Annotated in this window: 20 protein-coding genes and 1 other RNA gene; 12 read left to right on the top strand and 9 right to left on the bottom strand. The window is 68.6% G+C overall.

Features of this window, described 5'->3' with window-relative positions; genetic code table 11:
- The 7 genes from JWP54_RS10420 to JWP54_RS10390 form a co-directional block, all read left to right on the top strand.
- Positions 1-1,575 (top strand): GAF domain-containing protein (locus tag JWP54_RS10420; protein ID WP_297371444.1); only part of this gene is annotated, 1,575 nt, incomplete at its 5' end.
- Positions 1,575-2,204, top strand: coding sequence for a response regulator transcription factor (locus tag JWP54_RS10415; protein WP_297371442.1), 630 nt, complete (start codon positions 1,575-1,577; stop codon positions 2,202-2,204). The genes JWP54_RS10420 and JWP54_RS10415, both read left to right, overlap by 1 nt.
- A gap of 8 nt (positions 2,205-2,212) precedes the next feature.
- Positions 2,213-2,716: a DUF427 domain-containing protein gene (locus tag JWP54_RS10410; protein WP_297371440.1), complete on the top strand. Its 504-nt coding sequence runs from the start codon at positions 2,213-2,215 to the stop codon at positions 2,714-2,716.
- A gap of 22 nt (positions 2,717-2,738) precedes the next feature.
- Positions 2,739-3,560 carry a Nif3-like dinuclear metal center hexameric protein gene (locus JWP54_RS10405; protein WP_297371437.1) on the top strand — a complete coding sequence of 274 codons (822 nt, stop codon included), beginning with the start codon at positions 2,739-2,741 and terminating at the stop codon, positions 3,558-3,560.
- A gap of 55 nt (positions 3,561-3,615) precedes the next feature.
- The gene (locus JWP54_RS10400; RefSeq protein ID WP_297371435.1) at positions 3,616-4,353 is read left to right on the top strand and encodes a C4-type zinc ribbon domain-containing protein; all 738 of its coding nucleotides are present in this window, start codon (positions 3,616-3,618) and stop codon (positions 4,351-4,353) included.
- A gap of 56 nt (positions 4,354-4,409) precedes the next feature.
- Positions 4,410-4,784: RNase P RNA component class A (gene rnpB / locus JWP54_RS10395), an RNA gene on the top strand.
- 72 nt (positions 4,785-4,856) lie between these two features.
- Entirely contained in the window at positions 4,857-5,243 is a 387-nt protein-coding gene (locus tag JWP54_RS10390; protein ID WP_297371432.1) for a TIGR02611 family protein, read from the top strand.
- 30 nt (positions 5,244-5,273) lie between these two features.
- Here JWP54_RS10390 and ppgK read toward each other — a convergent pair whose 3' ends face one another.
- Together ppgK and map are read right to left on the bottom strand one after the other, a co-directional pair.
- Complete coding sequence (gene ppgK / locus JWP54_RS10385) at positions 5,274-6,041, bottom strand: polyphosphate--glucose phosphotransferase (RefSeq protein ID WP_297371428.1); 768 nt, start codon at positions 6,039-6,041, stop codon at positions 5,274-5,276.
- Between the two features lie 16 nt (positions 6,042-6,057).
- Positions 6,058-6,924, bottom strand: coding sequence for a type I methionyl aminopeptidase (gene map / locus JWP54_RS10380; protein ID WP_297371425.1), 867 nt, complete (start codon positions 6,922-6,924; stop codon positions 6,058-6,060).
- A 12-nt stretch (positions 6,925-6,936) separates the two neighbouring features.
- Here map and JWP54_RS10375 point away from each other — a divergent pair, with 12 nt between their 5' ends.
- Positions 6,937-7,125 carry an SPOR domain-containing protein gene (locus JWP54_RS10375; protein WP_297371422.1) on the top strand — a complete coding sequence of 63 codons (189 nt, stop codon included), beginning with the start codon at positions 6,937-6,939 and terminating at the stop codon, positions 7,123-7,125.
- A gap of 36 nt (positions 7,126-7,161) precedes the next feature.
- On the opposite strand, the gene panB is transcribed toward JWP54_RS10375, so the two are convergent.
- Positions 7,162-8,034 carry a 3-methyl-2-oxobutanoate hydroxymethyltransferase gene (gene panB, locus JWP54_RS10370; protein WP_297371418.1) on the bottom strand — a complete coding sequence of 291 codons (873 nt, stop codon included), beginning with the start codon at positions 8,032-8,034 and terminating at the stop codon, positions 7,162-7,164.
- Between the two features lie 117 nt (positions 8,035-8,151).
- Here panB and glnA (JWP54_RS10365) point away from each other — a divergent pair, with 117 nt between their 5' ends.
- Both glnA (JWP54_RS10365) and JWP54_RS10360 read left to right on the top strand, forming a co-directional pair.
- Positions 8,152-9,489, top strand: coding sequence for a type I glutamate--ammonia ligase (gene glnA, locus JWP54_RS10365; protein WP_066595282.1), 1,338 nt, complete (start codon positions 8,152-8,154; stop codon positions 9,487-9,489).
- A 56-nt stretch (positions 9,490-9,545) separates the two neighbouring features.
- Positions 9,546-12,581 (top strand): bifunctional [glutamine synthetase] adenylyltransferase/[glutamine synthetase]-adenylyl-L-tyrosine phosphorylase, encoded by a 3,036-nt coding sequence (locus JWP54_RS10360; protein ID WP_297371406.1) that lies wholly within the window; start codon positions 9,546-9,548, stop codon positions 12,579-12,581.
- A 70-nt stretch (positions 12,582-12,651) separates the two neighbouring features.
- Here JWP54_RS10360 and glnA (JWP54_RS10355) read toward each other — a convergent pair whose 3' ends face one another.
- The gene (gene glnA, locus JWP54_RS10355; protein ID WP_130176856.1) at positions 12,652-14,076 is read right to left on the bottom strand and encodes a type I glutamate--ammonia ligase; all 1,425 of its coding nucleotides are present in this window, start codon (positions 14,074-14,076) and stop codon (positions 12,652-12,654) included.
- 146 nt (positions 14,077-14,222) lie between these two features.
- Here glnA (JWP54_RS10355) and JWP54_RS10350 point away from each other — a divergent pair, with 146 nt between their 5' ends.
- On the top strand, positions 14,223-14,666 hold the full coding sequence (locus JWP54_RS10350; protein ID WP_297371399.1) for an RDD family protein: 444 nt from the start codon (positions 14,223-14,225) through the stop codon (positions 14,664-14,666).
- A 69-nt stretch (positions 14,667-14,735) separates the two neighbouring features.
- Here JWP54_RS10350 and JWP54_RS10345 read toward each other — a convergent pair whose 3' ends face one another.
- The 3 genes from JWP54_RS10345 to lipB are packed head-to-tail and all read right to left on the bottom strand — an operon-like array spanning position 14,736 to position 17,114.
- The gene (locus JWP54_RS10345) at positions 14,736-15,446 is read right to left on the bottom strand and encodes a DUF4191 domain-containing protein (RefSeq protein ID WP_297371396.1); all 711 of its coding nucleotides are present in this window, start codon (positions 15,444-15,446) and stop codon (positions 14,736-14,738) included.
- Between the two features lie 49 nt (positions 15,447-15,495).
- Positions 15,496-16,482, bottom strand: a complete 987-nt coding sequence (gene lipA, locus JWP54_RS10340; protein WP_297371393.1) for a lipoyl synthase — start codon at positions 16,480-16,482, stop codon at positions 15,496-15,498.
- A complete protein-coding gene (lipB, locus tag JWP54_RS10335; RefSeq protein ID WP_297371390.1) occupies positions 16,479-17,114 on the bottom strand; it encodes a lipoyl(octanoyl) transferase LipB in 636 nt (211 codons plus the stop codon). Before lipB ends, lipA begins: the two co-directional genes overlap by 4 nt.
- Before the next feature lie 148 nt (positions 17,115-17,262).
- On the opposite strand from lipB, the gene JWP54_RS10330 reads away from it, so the two are divergent.
- Positions 17,263-18,843, top strand: coding sequence for a hypothetical protein (locus tag JWP54_RS10330; protein WP_297371387.1), 1,581 nt, complete (start codon positions 17,263-17,265; stop codon positions 18,841-18,843).
- 43 nt (positions 18,844-18,886) lie between these two features.
- Here JWP54_RS10330 and sucB read toward each other — a convergent pair whose 3' ends face one another.
- Both sucB and lpdA read right to left on the bottom strand, forming a co-directional pair.
- Complete coding sequence (gene sucB / locus JWP54_RS10325; protein WP_297371384.1) at positions 18,887-20,332, bottom strand: 2-oxoglutarate dehydrogenase, E2 component, dihydrolipoamide succinyltransferase; 1,446 nt, start codon at positions 20,330-20,332, stop codon at positions 18,887-18,889.
- A 68-nt stretch (positions 20,333-20,400) separates the two neighbouring features.
- Positions 20,401-21,774, bottom strand: a complete 1,374-nt coding sequence (gene lpdA / locus JWP54_RS10320) for a dihydrolipoyl dehydrogenase (protein WP_297371381.1) — start codon at positions 21,772-21,774, stop codon at positions 20,401-20,403.
- Between the last annotated feature and the right edge of the window lie 32 nt (positions 21,775-21,806).

Below are 21,806 nucleotides of genomic sequence, written 5' to 3'. Positions count from 1 at the left end.
GTGGTCGAAGAACTCGACCTCGCCGCCGTCCTCCGCCGGATCGTCGACGTCGCCGTCGACCTGGTCGGCGCCCGCTACGGAGCCCTCGGGGTCATCGCCCCCAGCGGCAAGCTCGAGCAGTTCATCCACGTGGGCATCCCCGACGAGCAAGCCGTCGAGATCGGCCATCTTCCCGCCGGACACGGCCTCCTCGGCGCCCTGATCGACGACCCGCACGCCATCCGGCTGACCCACCTCGGCGCCGACCCGCGCTCTTCGGGCTTCCCCGCGCACCACCCGCCGATGGACAGTTTCCTCGGAGTTCCCGTCCGGGTCCGCGGTGAGGTGTACGGCAACCTCTACCTCTCCAACCAGGTCTCCGGCGCCTTCAGCGAGGAAGACGAGGAGCTGCTCACCGCGCTGGCCGCCACCGCCGGCATCGCGATCGACAACGCCAGGCTCTTCGACGAGACCCGGCGCCGCCAGCGCTGGTCAGCGGCGTCGGCCGAGATCAGTGCCACGCTCTTGTCCGACCGGGCGGACGCCTCCCTCGAACTCCTCGCCGAAAGGTTCGCCTCCCTGGCCGACGCCGACCTCGTCTGCGTGGTCCTCGCCGCCGGTGTCGGCACCCTGATCGTCGATACGGCACGGGGCAAGCAGGGCAAACAGGTCAAGGGTCTCGTGATTCCGGCAGCCGGAACCACCGTGGGGCGGGCCTTCGACAGCGGCCAACCGATCCTCACCGCCGACGGCGCGGCCAGCCTCGACCAGCCGGACGCCCGACTCGTCCTCGGCCCCACCATGGTGATCCCGCTGCTCGCCGCCGGCCGTACCCACGGTGTCATGACCGTGTCGCGCTCCAGCGGACGCCCCCGGTTCACGACGAGCGACCTGGAGATGGCGGCGGACTTCGCCGGCCAGGCCAGCGTGGCGCTGGAGCTGGCACGAGGCCGAAGTGCCGGCCAGAAGCTCGCCCTGCTCGAAGACCGCAGCCGGATCGCCAGGGACCTGCACGACAACGTTATTCAGCGGGTCTTCGCTGCGGGAATCGGATTGCAGGCCATCAGCGGCTCGGTCGAGGACCCGAACGTGCGTGAGCGCATCATCGAGGAGGTCGTCGCCCTCGACGTCGCCATCGTGGAGATCCGCACCGCCATCTTCGCGCTGACGGCTCAGACCAGCCGGGATCGCGGGTCCATCCGGCACCGCGTCATCGACCTGCTCAGCGAGCTGGCCTCGCTGTTCGAGCAGACGCCGCGCCTGGTGTTCACCGGACCGATCGACCTCCTCACCCCGCCGGCGATGTCCGATGACATCGGGGCGGTCATTCGCGAGGGCCTGATGAACGTGGTGCGGCATGCCGAAGCCACCGAAGCCGTGGTGAACCTGAGCGTCGGCGACGACCTCGTGGTCATCGAGATCGTGGACAACGGCATCGGCGTCGTCGCATCCGACCGCCGGAGCGGGTTGGCGAACCTGACCGTCCGCGCGGAGCACTGGGGCGGCGACGTCGTGCTCGAGAACCGGGCCAGGGGCGGCAGCCGCCTGCGCTGGACCGCCCAGATCGAACCTGAACCTGTACGAAAGGAATCGTGATGATCCGAGTCTTCCTGGTGGACGACCACGAGGTTGTGCGCCGCGGAATCGCCGACATGATCAACGCCGAACCCGACCTCGAGGTCGTCGGCGAGGCGTCCACCGCCCGGCAAGCCGTCGCCCGCGTGGCCGCCACGGTGCCGGACGTCGCCGTGCTGGACGTGCGCCTGCCCGACGGCAGCGGCATCGACGTGTGCCGCACCATCCGGTCGGCGAACCCCGAGGTGCAGTGCCTGATGCTCACCGCCTACGACGACGATGAGGCTAGCTACTCCGCCGTCCTGGCCGGGGCCGCCGGCTACGTGCTCAAGGACATCCGTGGCCAGCACTTGGTGGAGTCGATCCGCCGGGTCGCCAGGGGCGAGTCGCTCGTGCAGAAGGCCGTCACCCGCAAGGTGGTGACCGAGCTGACGGGCACCGCCGCGGACTCGCCCACCTCCAACCTCACGACCAGGGAGCGCCAGGTCCTCGAGCTCATCGCCGAGGGGCTGACGAACCGGCAGATCGGCGACCAGCTCGACCTGGCCGAGAAGACGGTCAAGAACTACGTGTCCGGGTTGCTCGCCAAGCTGGGCATGGCCCGGCGGACCCAGGCCGCCGTGTACGGCGCCGGCCTCCGGCCGCGGTAACCGACGTCATGAGCGGTTCCGGCTCGCGCCGCGTGGCGCCAGGACCCGGCCAGGAGTCGGTGTGGGACTACCCGCGCCCGCCGCGGGTGGAACCCAGCCGGGAACACATCGCGCTGCGCTTCAACGGCGCCGTCATCCTCGACACCCGCGACAGCGTCCGGGTGCTGGAGACGAGCCATCCGCCGACCTACTACCTGCCCAGGTCGGCCTTCGCCGCGGGGGTCCTGCAACCCGTCAACGGGCACAGCATGTGCGAATACAAGGGTCTGGCCGGGTATCTCGCCATCGTCGTCGGCGACCGTCGGCTCGATGCTGCCGCCTGGTACTACCCCACCCCTCAGCCGGGCTTCGAAGCCCTGGCCGGGCGGGTCGCGGTGTACCCGGGTCGACTGGACGAGTGCCGGGTGGACGGCGAGATCGTGCGCCCCCAGCCCGGCGACTTCTACGGCGGCTGGGTGACCGACAGGATCGTCGGCCCCTTCAAGGGCGCGCCGGGCACCCTCGGCTGGTGACCGCGCCTAGTAGGCTGATGGCGTGTCATTCTCGCTCGCTGATGTAGCCCGGGTCTCCCATGACCTGTGGCCCCTGTCCGGCGCCAAGGACTGGGACGCGCCGGGCCTGGTCAGCGGTGACCCCGCCCGCCCGGTCGACTCGATCCTCCTCGCCGTCGACGTCGTCGCCGACACCGTCGCCGAGGCCGTCCAGACCGGCGCAGACTTGCTGCTGGCCCACCACCCGCTGCTGCTGCGCGGCATCACCAGCGTGGCCGAGGACCGCTACAAGGGCGCCCTGCTGGCACGCCTGATCCGGGCCGACTGCGCACTGCTGGCCGCGCACACCAACGCCGACGTCGTCGTCGACGGGGTGTCCGACGTCTTCGCGTGCCGGCTGGGACTGACCGACGTCCAGCCGATCACCGCCGGCAGCACCCCCGGGACCGGCATCGGCCGTGTCGGCCGGCTGCCGGAACCGGTCAGCCTGGGCACCCTGGCCCGCAGGCTGGCCGAGCTGATCCCCCCGACGGCGTCCGGTATCCGTGCCGCCGGCGGCTACTCCGACGTCATCGAGACGGTTGCCCTCTGCGGCGGCGCGGGGGACTCGCTGCTGCGGGAAGAGCTCGTCCGCTCCGCCGACGTGTTCATCACCTCGGATCTGCGCCACCACCCGGCCTCGGAGTCCAGGGAACAGAGCGTCGTCGCCGGTGTTGGCCCCGCGCTCATCGACGTGTCACACTGGGCCAGCGAATGGCTCTGGCTGGACACCGCGGCCGCTCAACTGGCCGAACGACTGCCGGGGGTCCGCATCCAGGTCAGCGAGCTCCGCACGGACCCGTGGGATTTCGTCGTCACCCAATGACCGGCGGCCCACCGCCAGTTTTTTTCAACTCCATAATCATGAAGGTCAGGTCATTGTGAAGGCATCTCCAGTTGAGCAGAAGGAGCTCCTGCGGCTCCAGGCCATGGACACCAAGCTTGCGCAGGTCGAACACCAGGCGAAGGCGCTTCCACAGCACGCCGAGCTCACCGCCCTCGGCCGCACCCTCGACGCGTCCAAGACCGTCCTGACCGGCCGCACCGGCGCGGTCGAGGACGCGCGGATCGAACTGGCCCGCATCGAGTCGGATGTCCAGGTCGTCGAGAAGCGCATCGCCAGGGACACCGACCGGGCGCAGCACACCTCGTCGATCAAGGACGTTCAGGCCCTCGAGACCGAGCTTACGGCCCTGGGCAAGCGGCTGGAGGCGCTCGAGGAGATCGAACTGGCCGTCATGGAGCGCCTGGAGGAGAAGGAAGCGCGGGTTGCCGAGACGGACGCCGAACGCGCCACGACCGCCGCACAGGTGGCCGGCATCGAAGCCGACCGGGACGAGCTGCTGGTGGACCTGAACCGGCAGCTGGCTGAACTCGCCAGGGACCGGTCGGCGATCGCGTCCTCGATCGGCGCCGACCTGGCCGCACTCTACGAGAAGCGCCGGGTGGTCGGTCGGGGAAACGCGGCCGCGCTGCTGCGGGCCCGCACCTGCAGCGGCTGCACCATGACCCTGACCGGCAGCGACCTCGAAGGCGTACGCGCGGCCCCGGCCGATGAGATCGTTTTCTGTCCGGACTGCGGCGCGATTCTGGTGCGCACCGAGGAGTCCGGGATCTGACCGGTCGGTATCGGTCCCTGATCGGTCCCGCGGGCCTGTAGGCTCGATCTTCGGAATGGGTCGGCAAGACGGTCGCGTCATCCGATGCCCTCCGGGGCGGACGATGCCGAGGAACGTCCGGGCTCCACAGAGCAGGGCGGTGGGTAACACCCACCCGGGGCAACCCGCGAGACAGTGCCACAGAAAGTAGACCGCCGCATGCCCCCGGGCTGCGGTAAGGGTGAAACGGTGGTGTAAGAGACCACCAGCGGCCAGGGTGACCTGGCCGGCTCGGTAAACCTCGTCCGGAGCAAGGTCGAACAGGAAGCGCTAAGGCTGCTCGCCGAGTTTCCGGGTAGACCGCTAGAGGGCTGCGGCAACGTAGTCCCGAGATAGATGGCCGTCCACGGCGAAAGCCAGGACAGAACCCGGCGTACCAGCCGGCCCATTCCGCTTTCCTGACAATCTGGTCCATGCGACGGCTGGAGCGGCGCATTCCCAGCCCCTGCTCCTACGCTGGCTTCATGAGCACATCCGGGTCGACCACGTTCCAGTCCACGGCGCTCGGGCAGCCCCAGCCGGCCGCATCGCGCCGACGCTGGGCGCGTCTGCGGTCGGGGCTGACCCGCTCGCGGTCCTGGATTCACCGGCACCCGCGCATCCGGGCTCCCTACCGGGTGCTCGTCGCCGCGGCCGGGTTGACGATCATCGTCGTCGGGCTGATCCTCGTGCCGCTGCCCGGGCCCGGCTGGCTGATCGTCTTCCTCGGCGTCGCGGTGCTGGGCACCGAGTTCCCGGCCGCCCACCGGCTCACTCAGCTGGTGCGCCGGCAGGCCGGGCGCGTGCGCCAGTGGTGGCGCGCGCGGCAGGACCGCCTGGGCACCCGCGCCGGTACCTCCTCGGCGGCCTGACGTAACGGCGGGCGGGCCGGGGCCCGCGCTTCAGACTGCGCTGGGGGAGTGCCGGGCGGCCAGCGCTGCGGCACCGAGGATACCCGCGTTGTTGCGGTGCACGGCCGGGATGATGCGAGTGTGCAGTTTGAGCAGCGGCAGGAAGTCCTCGTGGTGCTTGGACACGCCGCCGCCGACGATGAACAGGTCGGGCGAGAAGAGCGCTTCGAGGCGGGAGTAGTACTTCTGCAGCCGGCCGGCCCACTTCGACCAGCTCAGGTCGTCGCGCTCCTTTGCGCTGAACGCGGCGCGGGTTTCGTAGTCGACGCCGTCGATTTCCAGGTGGCCGAGCTCGGTGTTCGGCACGAGCGCGCCGTCGTTGATCAGTGCGGTTCCGATTCCGGTGCCCAGGGTGGTCAGCAGCACCACGCCGTCGACTCCCTTGGCGGCACCGAAGGTGGCTTCGGCGTAGCCGGCGGCGTCGGCGTCGTTGACGAAGTGGATGGGCACGCCCAGGCCCTTTTCGAACAGGGTCTCGGCGGCGAGGCCGATCCACTTGTCGGACACGTTGGCCGCCGACATCGTGTGGCCGTTCTTCACGATGGCGGGGAAGCAGACGCCGATGGGCAGGTTGCCGGCCCCGGCCGAGACTGTCGCCAGGATCTGCCGGGTGGTCTCGACGATGTCCTGCGGGCGGCCGCCCTTGGGGGTCGGTAGCTTGACGCGGTCGGAGAGCAGGGCGCCGGTGGACAGGTCCACCACGGCTCCCTTGATGCCGGTTCCGCCGATATCGATGCCGATGGCAGTGGGTGAGCTCATGGCAATAATCTACCGGCTAGACGACGGTCAGGATCTCGGCGCCGCGCTCGGTCACCACGAGCGTGTGCTCGAACTGCGCCGTGATGCTTCGGTCCCGGGTCAGAACCGTCCAGTCATCCGCCCACATGTCCCAGTCCCCGCCACCCAGGGTCAGCATGGGTTCGATGGTGAAGACCATCCCCGCCTCCATCACCGTGTCGTACTGGGGAGCCGAGTCGTAGTGCGGGATGATCAGGCCGGAATGGAAGGCATCGCCGACGCCGTGGCCGGTGAAGTCCCGGACGACTCCGTAGCCGAAGCGGCGGGCGTATGACTCGATGGTGCGACCGATGACGTTGACCTGCCGGCCGGGGGCGACGGCCTTGATGCCGCGGGCCAGGGCCTCGCGGGTGCGCTCGACGAGCAGGGTGACCTCCTCCGAGGCTTCTCCGACGATGAAGGTGACGTTGGAATCGCCGTGCACGCCGTTCTTGTATGCGGTGATGTCGATGTTGACGATGTCGCCGTTCTCGAGGGCGGTGTCGTCGGGGATGCCGTGGCAGATCACCTCGTTGACCGAGGAGCACAGAGACTTGGGGTAGCCCCGGTAGCCCAGCGTCGAGGGGTAGGCGTCGTGGCTGAGCAGGTATTCGTGGCCGACCCGGTCGAGCTCCTCGGTAGTGACCCCCGGGACGATGGCGCGTCCGACGGCCTGGATCGCCTCGGCGGCGATTCGACCGGACTCGCGGATGAGTTCGATCCGTTCCGGCGAGTACACATCGGTGCCGGTGTAACGGGCGGGAGCGGTGTGCCCGACGTACTCCGGTCGAGGAATGTGGGCGGGGACGGAACGGTGGCTGGACACGGTTCCCGGAATGAGGTGACCGGCAGAATCCTTAGGCATAGGATCAAGCTTATGGCCGAAGATACTGAACACCAGTTCTGGTACAACATGCGCACGGGCGCAGTCGAACAGGGCTTGTTGTCGCCATCCATCGACAGGGTCGGACCGTTCTCGACCTTCGATGAAGCGACTCACGCCCTCGACAAATTGCGTTCGAACAGCGCCAAATGGGCGGAAGACGACGCAACGGACGACCGCTGACGGGTCCTCGTTCCCTTCGCAGACGAGTCGGGTGCGTTACTCGTAGCTGTGCTCTGCGCCCGGGTAGGCTCCGGAATCCACATCGTCCTTGAACGCGTGCACCGCATCGGTGAGCACCGAGCGCAGGTCGGCGTACTGGCGCACGAACCGAGGCACCCGACCGGCCGTCATGCCGGCGAAGTCGGTCCAGACCATCAACTGCCCGTCCACGCCCGGCCCTGCCCCGACGCCGATGGTGGGAATGTCAAGGCGCTCGGTCACCTGGGCGGCCACCTCGGCGGGAACCATCTCCAGCACCACCGCGAACGCTCCGGCGTCCTGAACGGCCAGGGCGTCCGTGATCAGCGCCGCAGCGCCGGGGCCGCGACCCTGGATGATGTGCCCGCCCAGCCCGTGCTCGCTCTGCGGGGTGAACCCGATGTGGGCCATCACGGGGATTCCCGCGGAGACGATCCGCTTGATTTGCTTGCGGCTGCGAACCCCGCCTTCGAGCTTCACGGCATGCGCCTGGGCTTCCTTCATGAATCGCACCGCGGTGTGCAGCGCCTCGGAGGGGCCGGTCTCGTAGCTGCCGAACGGCAGGTCGGCGACCACGAGGGCGCGGGTCACGGCACGGGCCACCGCGCGGGTCAGCGGGATCAGCTCGTCGACGGTGACGGGCAAGGTGGTCTCGTAGCCGAACACGTTGTTGCCGGCCGAGTCACCGACCAGGAGGAAGTCGATGCCGGCTTCGTCGAAGATCTGGGCGGTGAGCATGTCATAACTGGTCAACCCGGTGATCGGGATGCCCTGCCTCTTCGCGTTCTGGAAGTGTCTGGTGCGCACCCGCTTGGGTCCGGCGGGCGCGGGGACGAACGGGTTTGGTGCCTCGGCGGCGTTGGCTGCGTCTGGTGTGGGCGACTCTGGCATGGCTTCAGTGTACTCAGCGCCGTTTCTTCCGACCCATCAATCATCGTCGCGATCAGCGGGTTTCAGCCTGCGGAGCGAGCGGCACGGTAGCCTAGGAGGCAACAAGAAAGGGCGTGAATGGACAAGCAGCGCGACTTCGTTCTTCGGACCATCGAGGAACGGGGCATTAAGTTCATTCGACTGTGGTTCACCGACGTTGTCGGCACCCTGAAGTCGGTGGCGATTGCTCCCGCCGAGGTGGAAGGGGCTTTCGCTGAGGGCCTCGGTTTCGACGGCTCCGCGATCGAGGGTCTCACCCGGTCGTTCGAAGCCGACGTGTTGGCCCACCCGGACCCCACCACCTTCCAGATCCTGCCATGGCGGGGCGAGGTCGACCCGACCGCGCGGATGTTCTGCGACATCACCACGCCGGACGGCCAGCCCGCCGTCGCCGACCCGCGCAACGTGCTCAAGCGCACGCTCGCCAAGGCCGCCGAGCGTGGTTTCACGTTCTACACGCACCCGGAGATCGAGTTCTACCTGCTCAAGTCGTCGAAGTTCGGCAAGAACGGGCCCGTCCCCGTCGACTCCGCCGGCTACTTCGACAACGTGCCCGGTGGCACTGCTCACGACTTCCGTCGCCGTTCGGTGCGGATGTTGGAAGACCTCGGCATCTCGGTCGAGTTCAGCCACCACGAGGCCGGCCCGGGCCAGAACGAGATCGACCTGCGGTACGCGGATGCGCTGACCACGGCGGACAACATCATGACCTTCCGCACCGTCATCAAGGAGGTGGCGATCGAGCAGGGCGTCTACGCGACGTTCATGCCCAAGCCGCTCTCCGACCAGCCCGGCTCCGGCATGCACACCCACCTGTCCCTGTTCGAGGGCGACACCAACGCCTTCTACGAGGCCGGCGCGCAGTACCAGCTGTCCACGACCGGTCGGCAGTTCATCGCGGGGCTGCTCCGGCACGCGCCTGAGATCACGGCGGTGACCAACCAGTTCGTGAACTCGTACAAGCGCCTGTGGGGAGGCGACGAAGCGCCCAGCTTCGTCTGCTGGGGCCACAACAACCGCTCAGCGCTCATCCGGGTGCCGTTGTACAAACCGAACAAGGGCCAGAGCTCCCGCATCGAGTACCGGGCGATCGACTCCGCGGCGAACCCGTACCTGGCGTATTCACTCATGCTCGCCGCCGGGCTCAAGGGCATCGAGGAAGGCTACGAGCTTCCGCCGGAAGCCGAGGACAACGTGTGGGGGCTCAGCGACACCGAGCGTCGTGCGCTCGGTTACCACCAGCTGCCCGCGAGCCTGGATCACGCCATCCAGTACATGGAAGAGTCCGAACTGGTCGCCGAGACCCTGGGGGAGCACGTGTTCAACTACGTCCTGCTCAACAAGCGCCAGGAGTGGCGCGAATACCGGTCGCAGGTCACGCCGTTCGAACTCAATAAGAACCTCGAGATGCTCTAGGGGCTACTCCGGACACGGCAGCCTCGGTGAGGCGCAGCTTCAGTTAGGCACACAACATGGCGAGAGAACAGCTGACCCTGACCGACCTCGCCCGGGTGGGCTTCGCCGATCTCGGCGAGGCCCGCGCCCGCCTCGACGAGGTGGGCGAGTTGGGTGGGTCGGACCCGTCCGATCTCTTTCCCCTGCTCAGCCGCGCGGCGAACCCGGATGCGGCGCTCTTCGCCGTGCTGTCGCTCGTGCGGCAGGCGCCGGCAGAGTTCGAGGCCCTGCGCCGGCTCCCGGGCGCCCTGCAACGGCTGGTGCTGGTCTCCGGCGCCTCGACCGGCCTGACGGACTTTTTCCTCAGGCATCCGGCCGAGTTGTCGGTGCTGCACGAGAAGACAGTTCACCTGCCCAGCCTGGCCGAACTGACCAGCGACCTGCTCGCTGCGGTGCGGGCAACCGACGGGTTCGCCGACCTCGTCGAGGACGAGGGCTGGGTGGCCCTGCGGGTGCGCTACCGTCGGCGGTTGGCCGAACTGGCCGCGTACGACCTCGAGCAGGCCGACCCGGTCGCCGGCCTCGATCTCGTCGCCCGGCAGCTGGCCCACCTGGCCGCCGCCGCCCTCGAAGCATCACTGGCGGTTGCCAGGGGCATGATCGGCAGCACCGTCGCGGCCCACGGAGTCTTCCCCATCGACGAGCTGCGGCGCACCAAACTGGCCGTGATCGGGATGGGCAAGGCCGGGGCGGGCGAGCTGAACTATGTCAGCGACGTAGATGTGATCTTCGTCGCGGAGGGCGACGAGGCAGGCGGACTCGAGACCGGCCGGGCCGTCGACATCGCGACCAGGCTCGCGATCCTGATGATGCGCGGCCTCAACCAGCCCAGCATGGAACCCGAACTCTGGGAGGTCGACCCGAACCTGCGCCCGGAGGGGAAGTCCGGTGCGCTGGTGCGCTCCCTCGATTCGCACATTGCTTACTACGACCGGTGGGCGAAGAGCTGGGAATTCCAGGCTCTGCTCAAGGCGAACCCGCTGGCGGGCGACCTCGAACTCGGGTCGCGCTATGTCGACGCCGTCGCGCCGAAGGTCTGGACGAGCGCCAGCCGGGAGAACTTCGTCGACTCCGTGCAGCGGATGCGCGAGCGCGTGACCAGCAACATCCCGGCCGATGAGGTTGCCGTTCAGCTCAAGCTCGGCCCTGGCGGGCTGCGCGACATCGAGTTCACCGTGCAGTTGCTACAGCTCGTGCACGGCCAGGCCGACCCGGATGTCCGTCAACCCGGGACTCTTCCGGCGCTGGCCGCCCTGGCCGAATCCGGGTACGTCGGCCGCGTGGAGGCAGCCGAGTTCGCCCAGGACTACCGGATGCTACGCCTGATGGAACACCGGCTGCAGCTGGACCGGCTGCGACGCACCCACCTGCTGCCCCGTGACGAGGCCGGACTTCGGGTGCTGGCCCGCGCGACGGGCCTGGCCACCAGCGCCGCGGCGCTCACGACGCGCTGGGAGACCACCAAGCACCGGGTGCGCGGGCTGCACGAAAGGTTGTTCTACCGGCCGCTGCTGTCCGCCGTCGCGGCCCTCCCTGCCGAGGGGCTGAATCTCACCAGCGCGCAGGCGGAGGCCCGCCTGGCCGCGATCGGATTCCGCAACACGGCGGGCGCGCTGGGGCACATCGCCGCACTCACCGGCGGCGTGTCGCGCCGGGCGACCATCCAGCAGCACCTGCTGCCGGTTCTGCTGCAGTGGCTCTCCGACGGAGCAGACCCGGACTACGGGCTGCTCGCGTTCCGGCGGCTGAGTGACAGCCTGGGGTCCACGTACTGGTTCCTGCGGATGCTGCGGGATTCCTCGGGCGCGGCCGAACGACTGACGAAGGTCCTGTCGGCATCGCGCTACGTCGGCGAGCTCTTCGAGACGATCCCGGAAGCCGTCGCGTGGCTGGAGCACGACGATGAACTGCGGCCACGGCCGCGCTCGGTGCTGCAGGACGAGGCCCGCGCGGTCCTGGCCAGGCACGGCAGCGCGGACGCAGCGGCGTCGGTGCTGCGCGCCAGCCGGCGCCGGGAGATGCTGAGGCTGGCCCTGTCCGCGATCCTCGGTCGCATCACCATCGACGAGCTGGCGGCCGGGCTCACGGACGTGTCCACGGTGATCATCCAGGGTGTCCTCGGCGCCATCCGCGGCACCGGCCTCACCGGTGCCGACGGCCCGCTGGCCCCCGACGGCATTGAATTCGCCGTCATCGCGATGGGCAGGTTCGGTGGAGCCGAGCTGGGTTTCGGCTCCGACGCCGACGTGATGTACGTGTTCCGGCCGGCGACGCTGGAGGGCGGTGCGGCGCACGACCGCGCCACCTTCATCGTGCGCGAGTTGAATCGGCTCACCGAGGACAACCGCCTCCCCTTCGATCTCGACATCGGGCTGCGTCCGGAGGGGAAGAACGGGGCCGTGGTGCGCTCCATCGATTCGTACCAGGCGTACTACCGCCGGTGGTCGCTGACCTGGGAGGCCCAGGCCCTGCTGCGCGCCCACGGCATTGCGGGGGAGCCCGCCCTCCTGACCGACTTCCACGCCGTGATGGACGCGGTGCGCTACCCGGAGGCGATCGCCGAGCAGGACGTGCGCGAGATCAAGCGCATCAAGGCCAGAGTGGAGAACGAACGCCTGCCCCAGGGCGCCGACCCGAAGCGGCACCTGAAACTGGGCCGCGGCTCGCTGAGCGACGTGGAATGGTTTGTCCAGCTGCTGCAACTGCAGCACGCCGCGGCGCTTCCGTCCCTGCGCACGACGTCCACTCTCGAAGCGCTCGACGAGGCCGCGAGGCAGGCCTTTGTCACCGACGCCGAGGCGGCGACCTTGCGGGCTGCATGGCTGTTCGCGTCGAGGTGCCGGTCGGCCATCACGCTGTGGTCGAACAAGACCGCGGACGTGCTGCCCAGTGACCGGATGCAACTGGACGGCGTGGCCCGGCTGCTGGAGTACCCGCCGGGCTCAGCCAACCAGCTCGAGGAGGACTACCTGTCGGTCACCCGGCGGGCCCGCGCCGTGTTCGAACGGCGGTTCTACGGTCCGGTGGAACGCCCGGGGCCGTTCTCCGGCTGACCGCGCCGGCACGACGAAAGCAGGGCCGCAACCTTCCGGGTGCGGCCCTGCTTCGGTTGTCCAGTGCGGACTAGACGCCGTAGTACAGTTCGAACTCGAACGGGTGCGGGCGCTGTGCGAGGGGCTTGATTTCCTTCTCGCGCTTGTAGTCGATCCAGGTCTCGATGAGCTCCGGGGTGAAAACGTTGCCGGCGAGCAGGAAGTCGTGGTCGGCCTCAAGCGCCTGCAGGGCTTCTTCGAGCGAAGCGGGCACCTGCGGGATGTTCTTGGCCTCTTCGGGCGGTAGCTCGTAGAGGTCCTTGTCGACCGGCTCGTGCGGCTCGATGCGGTTCTTGATGCCGTCGAGGCCGGCCATCAGCTGCGCGGCGAACGCGAGGTACGGGTTGCCGGATGCGTCGGGGGCGCGGAACTCGAGGCGCTTGGCCTTGGGGTTCGTTCCGGTGATCGGGATGCGAATCGAGGCGGAGCGGTTGCCGGCCGAGTAGACCAGGTTGACCGGTGCTTCGAAGCCCGGCACCAGGCGGTGGTAGGAGTTCACCGTCGGGTTGGTGAAGGCGAGGACGGCAGGGGCGTGCTTGAGCAGGCCACCGATGTACCAGCGGGCGACGTCGGAGAGTCCGCCGTAGCCGGCTTCGTCGTAGAACAGCGGCTTGCCGTCGGCCCACAGGGACTGGTGGGTGTGCATGCCGGAGCCGTTGTCGCCGAAGAGCGGCTTGGGCATGAACGTGGCGGTCTTGCCCCACTCGTGAGCGGTGTTCTTGACGATGTACTTGAACTTCAGCAGGTCGTCGGCCGCGTGCACCATCGTGTCGAACTTGTAGTTGATCTCGCCCTGGCCGCCGGTGCCGACCTCGTGGTGGCTGCGCTCGAGGATGAGGCCGGCGTCGATCAGCTTGAGGCAGATGTCGTCGCGCATGTCGGCGTGCTGGTCGACCGGGCTGACCGGGAAGTAGCCGCCCTTGAAGGGGGTCTTGTTGGCGAGGTTGCCGCCCTCTTCCTTGCGGCCGGAGTTCCAGGCGCCCTCGCTGGAGTCGACGGAGTAGAAGCTGGTGTGCTGGTTGACCTCGTAGCGCACGTCGTCGAAGATGTAGAACTCGGCTTCGGAACCGAAGTAGGCGGTGTCGCCGATACCGGTCGAAGCGAGGTACTTCTCGGCCTTCTTGGCCACCTGGCGCGGGTCCTTGGAATAGATCTCGCCGTTGCGCGGGTTGTAGATGTCGAACAGCATGATCAGGGTGCGCTCGGCGCGGAACGCGTCGATGTAGGCGCTGGTCACGTCCGGGATGAGCTGCATGTCGGACTCGTGGATCGACGCGAAACCGCGGATCGAGGAGCCGTCGAACATCTGGCCGACGGTGAAGAAGTCCTCGTCAACGGTCGACGCGGGAATGTTGAAGTGCTGCTGAACACCGGGCAAATCGGTAAAACGGAGATCAAGGAACTTGACATCGGTGTCCTTGATGAACGAGAGCACTTCGGACGAATCGCGGAACATGCGGGTTTACTCCAAACGACGTAGGCGTGGGTGACTGGAAATGTCGCACACTGCGGCTTCCCCGACCTTATTACGGACGAGTTACTTAAGAATGACGCTTATGTTTCGTCCATGTTACAGAGGCGCTCGCTCGGTAAACTGATCGGGTGAATTCGACGCCCTCCAGACCGACCACCTTCGGGCAGCTTCCGCCCAGCAACTGGCCGGGGGAGCGGCTGGGCCTTCCCCGGGAGGGACCGCACTCTGTGGGCCGGGCGGGACGGCGGATCGTGGCCCTGATCATCGACTGGGCCATCGCCCTCGCCCTCACCTGCCTGATCTGGGGCTACACCCTGCTCGACTACGACGAATTCGTGGTCCTCACGGTCTTCGTGGCCCTGCAAGCACTGCTGCTGGCCGTATTCGGCGCCAGCGTGGGTCACCGGCTGCTGGGCCTGCGGCTGATCAGCCTCACCGGCGGCCGGGCGGGGCTGTGGCGTCCGGTCGTGCGCTCGGTACTGCTCGGGCTGGCCGTGCCCGCGCTGGTGTGGGACTCCGACCAGCGCGGCTTCCACGACAAGATCGCCGGTACGGTCCTCATCCGCCGCTAGGTTCCTGCGGAGCACGACGAAGGGCACGGGGTCCACCCCGTGCCCTTCGTCGTGTGTTGCGTGCGGCGGCTAGTTGCCGCGCTGCGGCCGGGCCTTGGTCGGGTCGACGCCCTTGGGGATCGGTAGCTTCTTGGAGATGGAATTGAGCCGGTTGTTGACCGCGAGGACCTCGGCCTTGGTCAGGGACGGCTTGATCTTGGTCAGGCGGCGGGCCAGCTTGTGCAGCGGGACCGCGTCGGAGTCCGGGCCGACGGCGATGACGGTGACGGCGACGTTACCGCCCACCTTGGCCACTGAACGTCGTTCCTCGTCCACCATCCGTGCCGTGCGCGTGCGGGGACCCTCGATGATGAGGACGACACCGCCCCGGCCGACGGCACGGTACACGGCGTCCTGGGTCTTCCCGTTGACCGCGACGGGCATTTCGCTGCCCACCCAGCCGCGCTTCAGCGAGGAGCGCAGCACCGCGCCGACGGCGCCGGGTTGGCCCTCGATCTGGGAGTACGCCGCTTTCTCGGCGCGGCGGCCGAGGATGATCAGCATGGCGAGGACGCCGGCGAGCACCCCGGAGACGACCCACAGGGCAATGGTGAACCCGTTGTCGGGGGTGAGCAGCAGCGCCAACCCCAGAGCCACGACGACGGGAATCAGGAAGCCCAGGACCATGAACAGAACGATGTTCGAGTCGTAGCGCCTGGTCATCTTGAAGACCTGCCACATTTGCTTCAAGCGGCCAGGTTCTTTGGGGGTGCGGGGAGTCTTGTCCTTGCTGCGTGCCATGGTTCTAAGACTACCCAGTCGGTCGATCTGTGAGTGACGGATTCATGGGTCAAACGGCCTGACTGAAACCCAGGGTCGCATCGGCGAGGTGCTGCAACTGCTCCGGCACCTCCCGCCCGGTGGCGACCATGGACTGTGCCCAGAGCCGGCCCGCCCGGTAGGAGGAGCGCACCAGTGGCCCGGCCAGCACCCCGAGGAAACCGATCGCCTCGGCCTCCTGCTTGAGTTCGACGAATTCCTCGGGGCGGACCCACCTGGCGACCGGCAGGTGCCGAGGGCTCGGGCGCAGGTATTGCGTGATGGTGATGATGTCGGTGCCGGCCTGATGAAGGTCGCGCAGCGCCTGCGACACCTCGGTGCGTTCCTCGCCCATCCCCAGGATCAGGTTGGACTTGGTGATGAGTCCGGCGGCGCGGCCCTGGCTGAGCACGTCCAGCGACCTGTCGTAGCGGAAGGCCGGGCGGATTCGCTTGAAAATGCGTGGGACGGTTTCGACGTTGTGGGCGAAGACCTCCGGCCGGGCGGAGAACACCTCGGCCAGGTGGGCCGCGTTGCCGGTGAAGTCGGGCACCAGGATTTCCACTCCCGTTCCCGGGCTGTGCTGGTGGATCTGCCTGATGGTCTCCGCGTACAACCACGAGCCTTCGTCGGGCAGGTCGTCCCTGGCGACGCCGGTCACTGTGGCGTAGCGCAGGTTCATGGCCAGGACGGATTCGGCGACCCGGCGGGGTTCGTCGGTGTCGTAGTCGGCCGGTTTGCCCGTGTCGATCTGGCAGAAGTCGCACCGCCTGGTGCACTGGGAGCCGCCGATGAGGAAGGTGGCCTCGCGGTCCTCCCAACACTCGTAGATGTTGGGGCAGGCAGCCTCCTGGCACACCGTGTGCAGGTTCTCGGCCTTCACGAGGTCCTGCAGCTGGCGGTACTCCGGGCCCATCCGGGCCCGGGTCTTGATCCAGTCGGGCTTTCGTTCGATCGGCGTCGCGGCGTTGCGGATCTCCAGCCGGAGCATCCGGCGGCCATCGGGCGCGGCGCTCATGCCGGCACCAGGAACCGGGCACGGAAATGCGCTGTGAGCGACGGAACGGTGTCCTCGGGTGAAACGGGGCGGCCGAGCACCCTGGACATCGTGGTGACGCCGGCGTCCGCGATACCGCACGCGATGATGCGTTCGTACGGCTCGAGGGAGTTGTCGCAGTTCAGCGCGAAGCCGTGCATCGTGACGCCGTCGGCGACCCGGATGCCGATGGCGGCGATCTTGTCCTCCGCGCCGGCGGGACCGACCCAGACGCCGCTGCGGCCGGGCACCCGGCGACCGTCGATGCCGAAATCGGCGATCGTCTCGATGAGGATGTCCTCGAGCAGGCGCACGTAGCCAACGACATCGAGGGGCTCCGGCAGCCGCAGGACCGGGTAGCCGATCAGTTGCCCGGGGCCGTGCCAGGTGATCCGGCCGCCGCGGTCGACATCCACGACCGGGGTGCCGTCGGTGGGACGGTCCTGGGGCTGGGTGCGTTTGCCGGCCGTGTACACGGCGGGATGTTCGAGGAGCAGGACGGTGTTCGGTCGTTGACCGGACACCACCGTGCCATGGACGGCGCGCTGGAGCTCAAGGCCCTCGCAATACGGCACGGAGTTGGCGCTTAGCCCCGCGACGACAAAGTCGAGCATGCGGCCAGCCTAGCGGGCCGGTCCTCCCCAGCCGCACAGCCCGGCCGATTGCCGCAGAACAACCCGTCGGGCCGCGGGGAGCCGGCGTGGCTGGCACGCTGGGCCGGTGGTCCCGGTACACCGGTACCGGGCGGACGGAGGATGGGACATGGCGGACACGACGGTCCGGGTCGGCACCGGCGCTCTGGTCGGGCACCGACTGACCCGCAGAATCGGGTCGGACAGCCGGGCGGAGGTGTTCCTGGCGCAGGCCTCGACGGAGGGGAGGTCCAGCGTGCCGGTCGTGCTGAAGGTCTTCCGGCACGGGACCGACCCGACCGGGATCGGGCGCGAGGTGCACGCCATGCTGTCCTCGGCCCCGGGGGCGCTGCCCCGTCTCGACGACGTGGCGACGACGCCCGATGGCAGGGTCTGCCTGGTCCTGGCGCACCTTCCCGGGCTGGCGCTGAATCGCCTGCTTGCGGTGCGAGGCCGGATCGGCGCCGCCGAGGTCGTCACTGTGGCGGCCACGGCCACAGCATGCCTGCAGGCCGTGCACGATGTGGGACTCAGCTTGCCGCTGGTGCGGCCGTCGGGTGTGCGATTCGACGACCGGGGTCGCCCGGTCCTCCTCGGCCTGGGCAGCCTGGCCGACCTGCCCGGCGGAGTGGCCGGCGTGGCGACCCGGCGGGATGACGCCGTGGGTCTCGCCCGGTTCCTGCACGCGTTGCTGGAGTTCCTGGATCCCGACGATGCCGCGGCCTCTCGGGCTCCGGCCCTGGTGGCGGAATTCGAATCCGCGGTGCTGACGCGCCCCTTTCCGGCAACACTGGTGGGCCTGGAGGCCGCCCTGTTCGCGTGGGCGCCGGCCGGCCCGGTCCGCGGCGCCGTTCCGGGAGCCGCGCCGGATGCCGAGACCGGCATGGTGGCGGACGTCGTGCCCCGAGCGATGAACGCGCCGGCACCGGCCGGGCGGCCCCGGCTGGCGCCGGTGTCGGTGTCGGCGTCGGCTGCGCCGGCGCCGGCAGCGGCGGGCTCCGGGCTGCCGGTGCTGGCGCGCGTCGGTCGCTGGGTCGGGGGCACGCCGCTGGGAAGCGCTGCTCGAAACGTGGTGGCGCAGGCCGGACGGCTTGGTTCGTTCCGACGGCGGGAACGAGGATCCCGGTTCGCCCGTCTCCCCGGCGCTCGACCGTTGCTGCTGGCGGCCGGGCTGGCGGCCGTCATCTCGGTCGGAGGTTTCGGGGCGCTCTCCCTCCTGCCGGGCGAGGGCGCCGGGGGCGTCGTGGCGAGTCCGCCGGCGTCCGACCCCGCCGCGACGGACCCCGACGGGACAGGCCCCGACGGGACAGGCGCCGACGGGGCGGACCCCTCCACATCAGACCCGAGCATTCTGGAGGGGGACGATCCGGCGGCCGCCGTGCTGGAGCTCCTGCGCCTGCGGGATGTCTGCCTCGCGCACGTGTCGGTCTTGTGCCTCGACGGCGTCGACCAGCACGGTTCGGTCGCGATGGCAGCAGACGGGTACCGCATCCGGCAGCTGCAGGGCGATGATGCCCGCACCGCAGCACCGGACGCCGCAGCGCCGGAGGCCGACCCGTTGGCTCGGTTCACAGCGCGGGTACAGGAGCACACCGGCAATTCGGCGCTGGTCGTGCTGGAGGCTGGGGCCGGCGTTAACGCACAACCGGCCTCTGCCCTGGTGATCAAGGGCGAGGCCGGTTGGCGACTACGCGAACTCTTCGACTACTGACCGTGGCTGCGGTCGGTGCGCCGAACAGGGTCGTGCGGGACTACTAGATGCCGAGGTTGGCCTCGAACGCTCCGGCTTCCAGCCGCGCCTTCATCGTGGTGAGGAAGCGCGAGGCGTCCGCTCCATCGATGATGCGGTGGTCGTAGGAGAGCGCCAGGAACACCGTGGAGCGAATCGCGATGGAGTCAAGGCCCTTGTCGCTGACGACGATGGGCTTCTTGTAGACGACTCCGGTGCCGAGGATCGCGCTCTGCGGCAGGAAGACCACCGGGGTGTCGAACAGCGCGCCGCGCGAACCCGTGTTGGTCAGCGTGAAGGTGCCGCCGGACAGCTCGTCGGGCTTGAGCTTGTTGTCACGGGTGCGTGCCGCCAGGTCCGCGATCTGGGCGGCGAAACCGGCCAGGTCCAGTTCCCCGGCATCACGGATGACCGGCGTGAGCAGGCCGCGCTCGGTGTCCACGGCGTTGCTCATGTTCTCCTGCGCCGGGTACACGATCGAGGTGCCGTCAACGGTGGCGTTGATGATCGGGTTCGACTTCAGTGCCTCGGCCGCGGCCAGGGCGAAGAAGGGCAGGAAGGACAGCTTGTTGCCGGTCTTCTCCTGGAAGGAGACCTTGACCTCGTCGCGAAGCATCGCGACGCGGGTCACATCCACCTCGACGACGGTGGTCAGCTGGGCGGTCTGCTGCATGGACGCAACGGCACGCTCGGCGACGACCTTGCGCAGGCGCGACATCGGCTGGGTGGTTCCGCGCAGCGGCGACACCTCGACGACGACAGCGGCCTCGGCCGGGGCGGCTGCCGAACCGGCGGCCGCGGCCTCGATGTCCTGCTTGCGGATGCGTCCGCCGACACCGGTGCCGGTGATCGTGGACAGGTCGACGCCGGCCTCGTTCGCGAGCTTGCGGACGATGGGGGTGACGTAACCGCTGGGGCCGGCGTGTGCTCCGCGAGTCGGTCCAGCCGGGGCAGCGGGTGCCGGCGCGGCGGCGGGTGCCGGTGCGGCGGCGGGTGCCGGTGCGGCGGGTGCCGGCGGTGCGGCTGCGGCGGGCGGCGGCTCGACGGCGGCCGGAGCGGGCGGTGCAACGGCCGCGGGAGCTTCCTCGGGTGCCGGAGCGTCCGTGGAGGGCACCTCGGCAGGCGCGGGTGCGACTTCGTCCTCCGGCGCGGGAGCCTCGTAGCCGGCGGGCTCCTGCGAGGCAGGAGTCTCGGCGGCGGGAGCTTCCGCTTCGGGGGCAGCAGCTGGTGCGGAACCGTCGCCGATGGTCACGAGCGGAGTTCCGACCTCGACGGTCTCGTCTTCCTGCACGAGGATGGCTTCGATGATGCCGGCGATGGGGGATGGGATCTCGGTGTCGACCTTGTCGGTCGACACCTCGAGCAGCGGTTCGTCGACTTCGACGCGGTCTCCCACGTTCTTGAGCCAGCGGGTGACCGTACCTTCTGTGACACTCTCTCCGAGTGCCGGGAGGTTGACGGATTCGCTCATGCGTTTGTCTCCTTTGAAACCATTAATGTCTGACCAATGTTAGTGAGAATCTCTGTGCCCACGACGGGCTACATGGCGTGCAGTGGCTTGCCGGCCAGGGCCAGGAAGGCCTCGCCGAGTGCTTCGTTCTGGGTGGGGTGCGCATGCAGGAGCGGCGCGAGGTCCTCCGGGTACGCTTCCCAGTTCACGATGAGCTGGCCTTCACCGATCAGTTCGCCGACGCGGGCGCCGATCATGTGGATGCCGATGATGGGACCGTCGGCCTCGCGCACGACCTTGATCGACCCGGTGGTGCCGAGGATCGAGCTCTTGCCGTTGCCGCCGAGGCTGTATTCGTAGCTGGTGACCTTGTCGGCGCCGAACTTGGCGACGGCCTTGGCCTCGGTGTAACCGACCGACGCGATCTCGGGGTCGCAGTAGGTGACCTTGGGGATGTTCAGGTCGTCCACGACGATCGGGGACAGGCCCGCGATCTCCTCTGCGACGAAGATGCCCTGCTGGAAGCCGCGGTGCGCGAGCTGCAGGCCGGGAACGATGTCGCCGACGGCGTAGACGCCGGGGATGTTGGTGGCAAGGCGCTCATCGGTGAGGACGAAGCCGCGGTCCATGGTGATGCCGGCCTCTTCGAAGCCGAGGCCCGCGGTGGACGGGCCGCGACCGACGGCGACGAGCAGCAGCTCGGCCTCGATGGTGGTGCCGTTCTCGAGCGTCACGACGACGCCGGAGTCGTCCTGCGTGACCGACTGGAACCGCACTCCGAGGGAGAAGTTGATACCGCGCTTGCGGAAGGCCCGCTCGAGCTGCTTGGAGACGGATTCTTCTTCGTTGGGTGCCAGGTGCGGCAGGGCCTCGATGATGGTGACGTCGGCGCCAAAGGACTTCCAGACGCTGGCGAACTCGACGCCGATGACGCCGCCGCCGAGCACGGCGACCTTCTTGGGAACGTAGTTGAGCTCGAGGGCCTGCTCGCTCGTGATGACACGGCCCTCGATGGTCAGGCCCGGCAGCGAGCGGGAGTATGAACCGGTCGCCAGGACCACGTTCTTACCGACGATGGTGTCCTCGCCGACCTGCACGGTCGTGGGGGAGATGAGGTGGCCCTCGCCGGAGATCACGGTGATGCCGCGAGCCTTGACCAGGCCCTGCAGGCCGCGGAACTTGCTGGCGACGATGCCCTCGCGGAAGGCGGTGACGGCGGCCATGTCGATGCCCTCGAACGATGTCGTGACACCGTATTTCGACGACTCGCGGCTGACATCGGCAACCTCGGCCGAGTGCAGCAGAGCCTTGGTCGGGATGCAGCCGACGTGCAGGCAGGTCCCACCGAGCTTGTCCTTCTCGATCAGGCCGACGGTCAGGCCGAGCTGAACGGCGCGCAATGCGGCCGCGTATCCGCCGCTGCCGCCGCCGAGAACTACAAGGTCAAAATTCTGTTCAGACACCCAGATACTCCCTCGTGCATCACATACACTTT

It is taken from the genome of Cryobacterium sp., assembly GCF_025463825.1.
GTDB lineage: Bacteria > Actinomycetota > Actinomycetes > Actinomycetales > Microbacteriaceae > Cryobacterium.
Note: the sequence above shows the minus strand (reverse complement) of the source record. Positions and strands in the feature narration are given on the sequence as shown.

Bases quoted from the DNA above. Each gene is read 5' to 3' on its own strand.
- JWP54_RS10415 (WP_297371442.1), top strand. From the start codon at position 1,575: ATGATCCGAGTCTTCCTGGTGGACGACCACGAGGTTGTGCGCCGCGGA.
- JWP54_RS10410 (WP_297371440.1), top strand. From the start codon at position 2,213: ATGAGCGGTTCCGGCTCGCGCCGCGTGGCGCCAGGACCCGGCCAGGAG.
- JWP54_RS10390 (WP_297371432.1), top strand. From the start codon at position 4,857: ATGAGCACATCCGGGTCGACCACGTTCCAGTCCACGGCGCTCGGGCAG.
- ppgK (WP_297371428.1), bottom strand. From the start codon at position 6,041: ATGAGCTCACCCACTGCCATCGGCATCGATATCGGCGGAACCGGCATC.
- map (WP_297371425.1), bottom strand. From the start codon at position 6,924: ATGCCTAAGGATTCTGCCGGTCACCTCATTCCGGGAACCGTGTCCAGC.
- JWP54_RS10375 (WP_297371422.1), top strand. From the start codon at position 6,937: ATGGCCGAAGATACTGAACACCAGTTCTGGTACAACATGCGCACGGGC.
- panB (WP_297371418.1), bottom strand. From the start codon at position 8,034: ATGCCAGAGTCGCCCACACCAGACGCAGCCAACGCCGCCGAGGCACCA.
- glnA (WP_066595282.1), top strand. From the start codon at position 8,152: ATGGACAAGCAGCGCGACTTCGTTCTTCGGACCATCGAGGAACGGGGC.
- JWP54_RS10360 (WP_297371406.1), top strand. From the start codon at position 9,546: ATGGCGAGAGAACAGCTGACCCTGACCGACCTCGCCCGGGTGGGCTTC.
- glnA (WP_130176856.1), bottom strand. From the start codon at position 14,076: ATGTTCCGCGATTCGTCCGAAGTGCTCTCGTTCATCAAGGACACCGAT.
- JWP54_RS10345 (WP_297371396.1), bottom strand. From the start codon at position 15,446: ATGGCACGCAGCAAGGACAAGACTCCCCGCACCCCCAAAGAACCTGGC.
- lipA (WP_297371393.1), bottom strand. From the start codon at position 16,482: ATGAGCGCCGCGCCCGATGGCCGCCGGATGCTCCGGCTGGAGATCCGC.
- lipB (WP_297371390.1), bottom strand. From the start codon at position 17,114: ATGCTCGACTTTGTCGTCGCGGGGCTAAGCGCCAACTCCGTGCCGTAT.
- JWP54_RS10330 (WP_297371387.1), top strand. From the start codon at position 17,263: ATGGCGGACACGACGGTCCGGGTCGGCACCGGCGCTCTGGTCGGGCAC.
- sucB (WP_297371384.1), bottom strand. From the start codon at position 20,332: ATGAGCGAATCCGTCAACCTCCCGGCACTCGGAGAGAGTGTCACAGAA.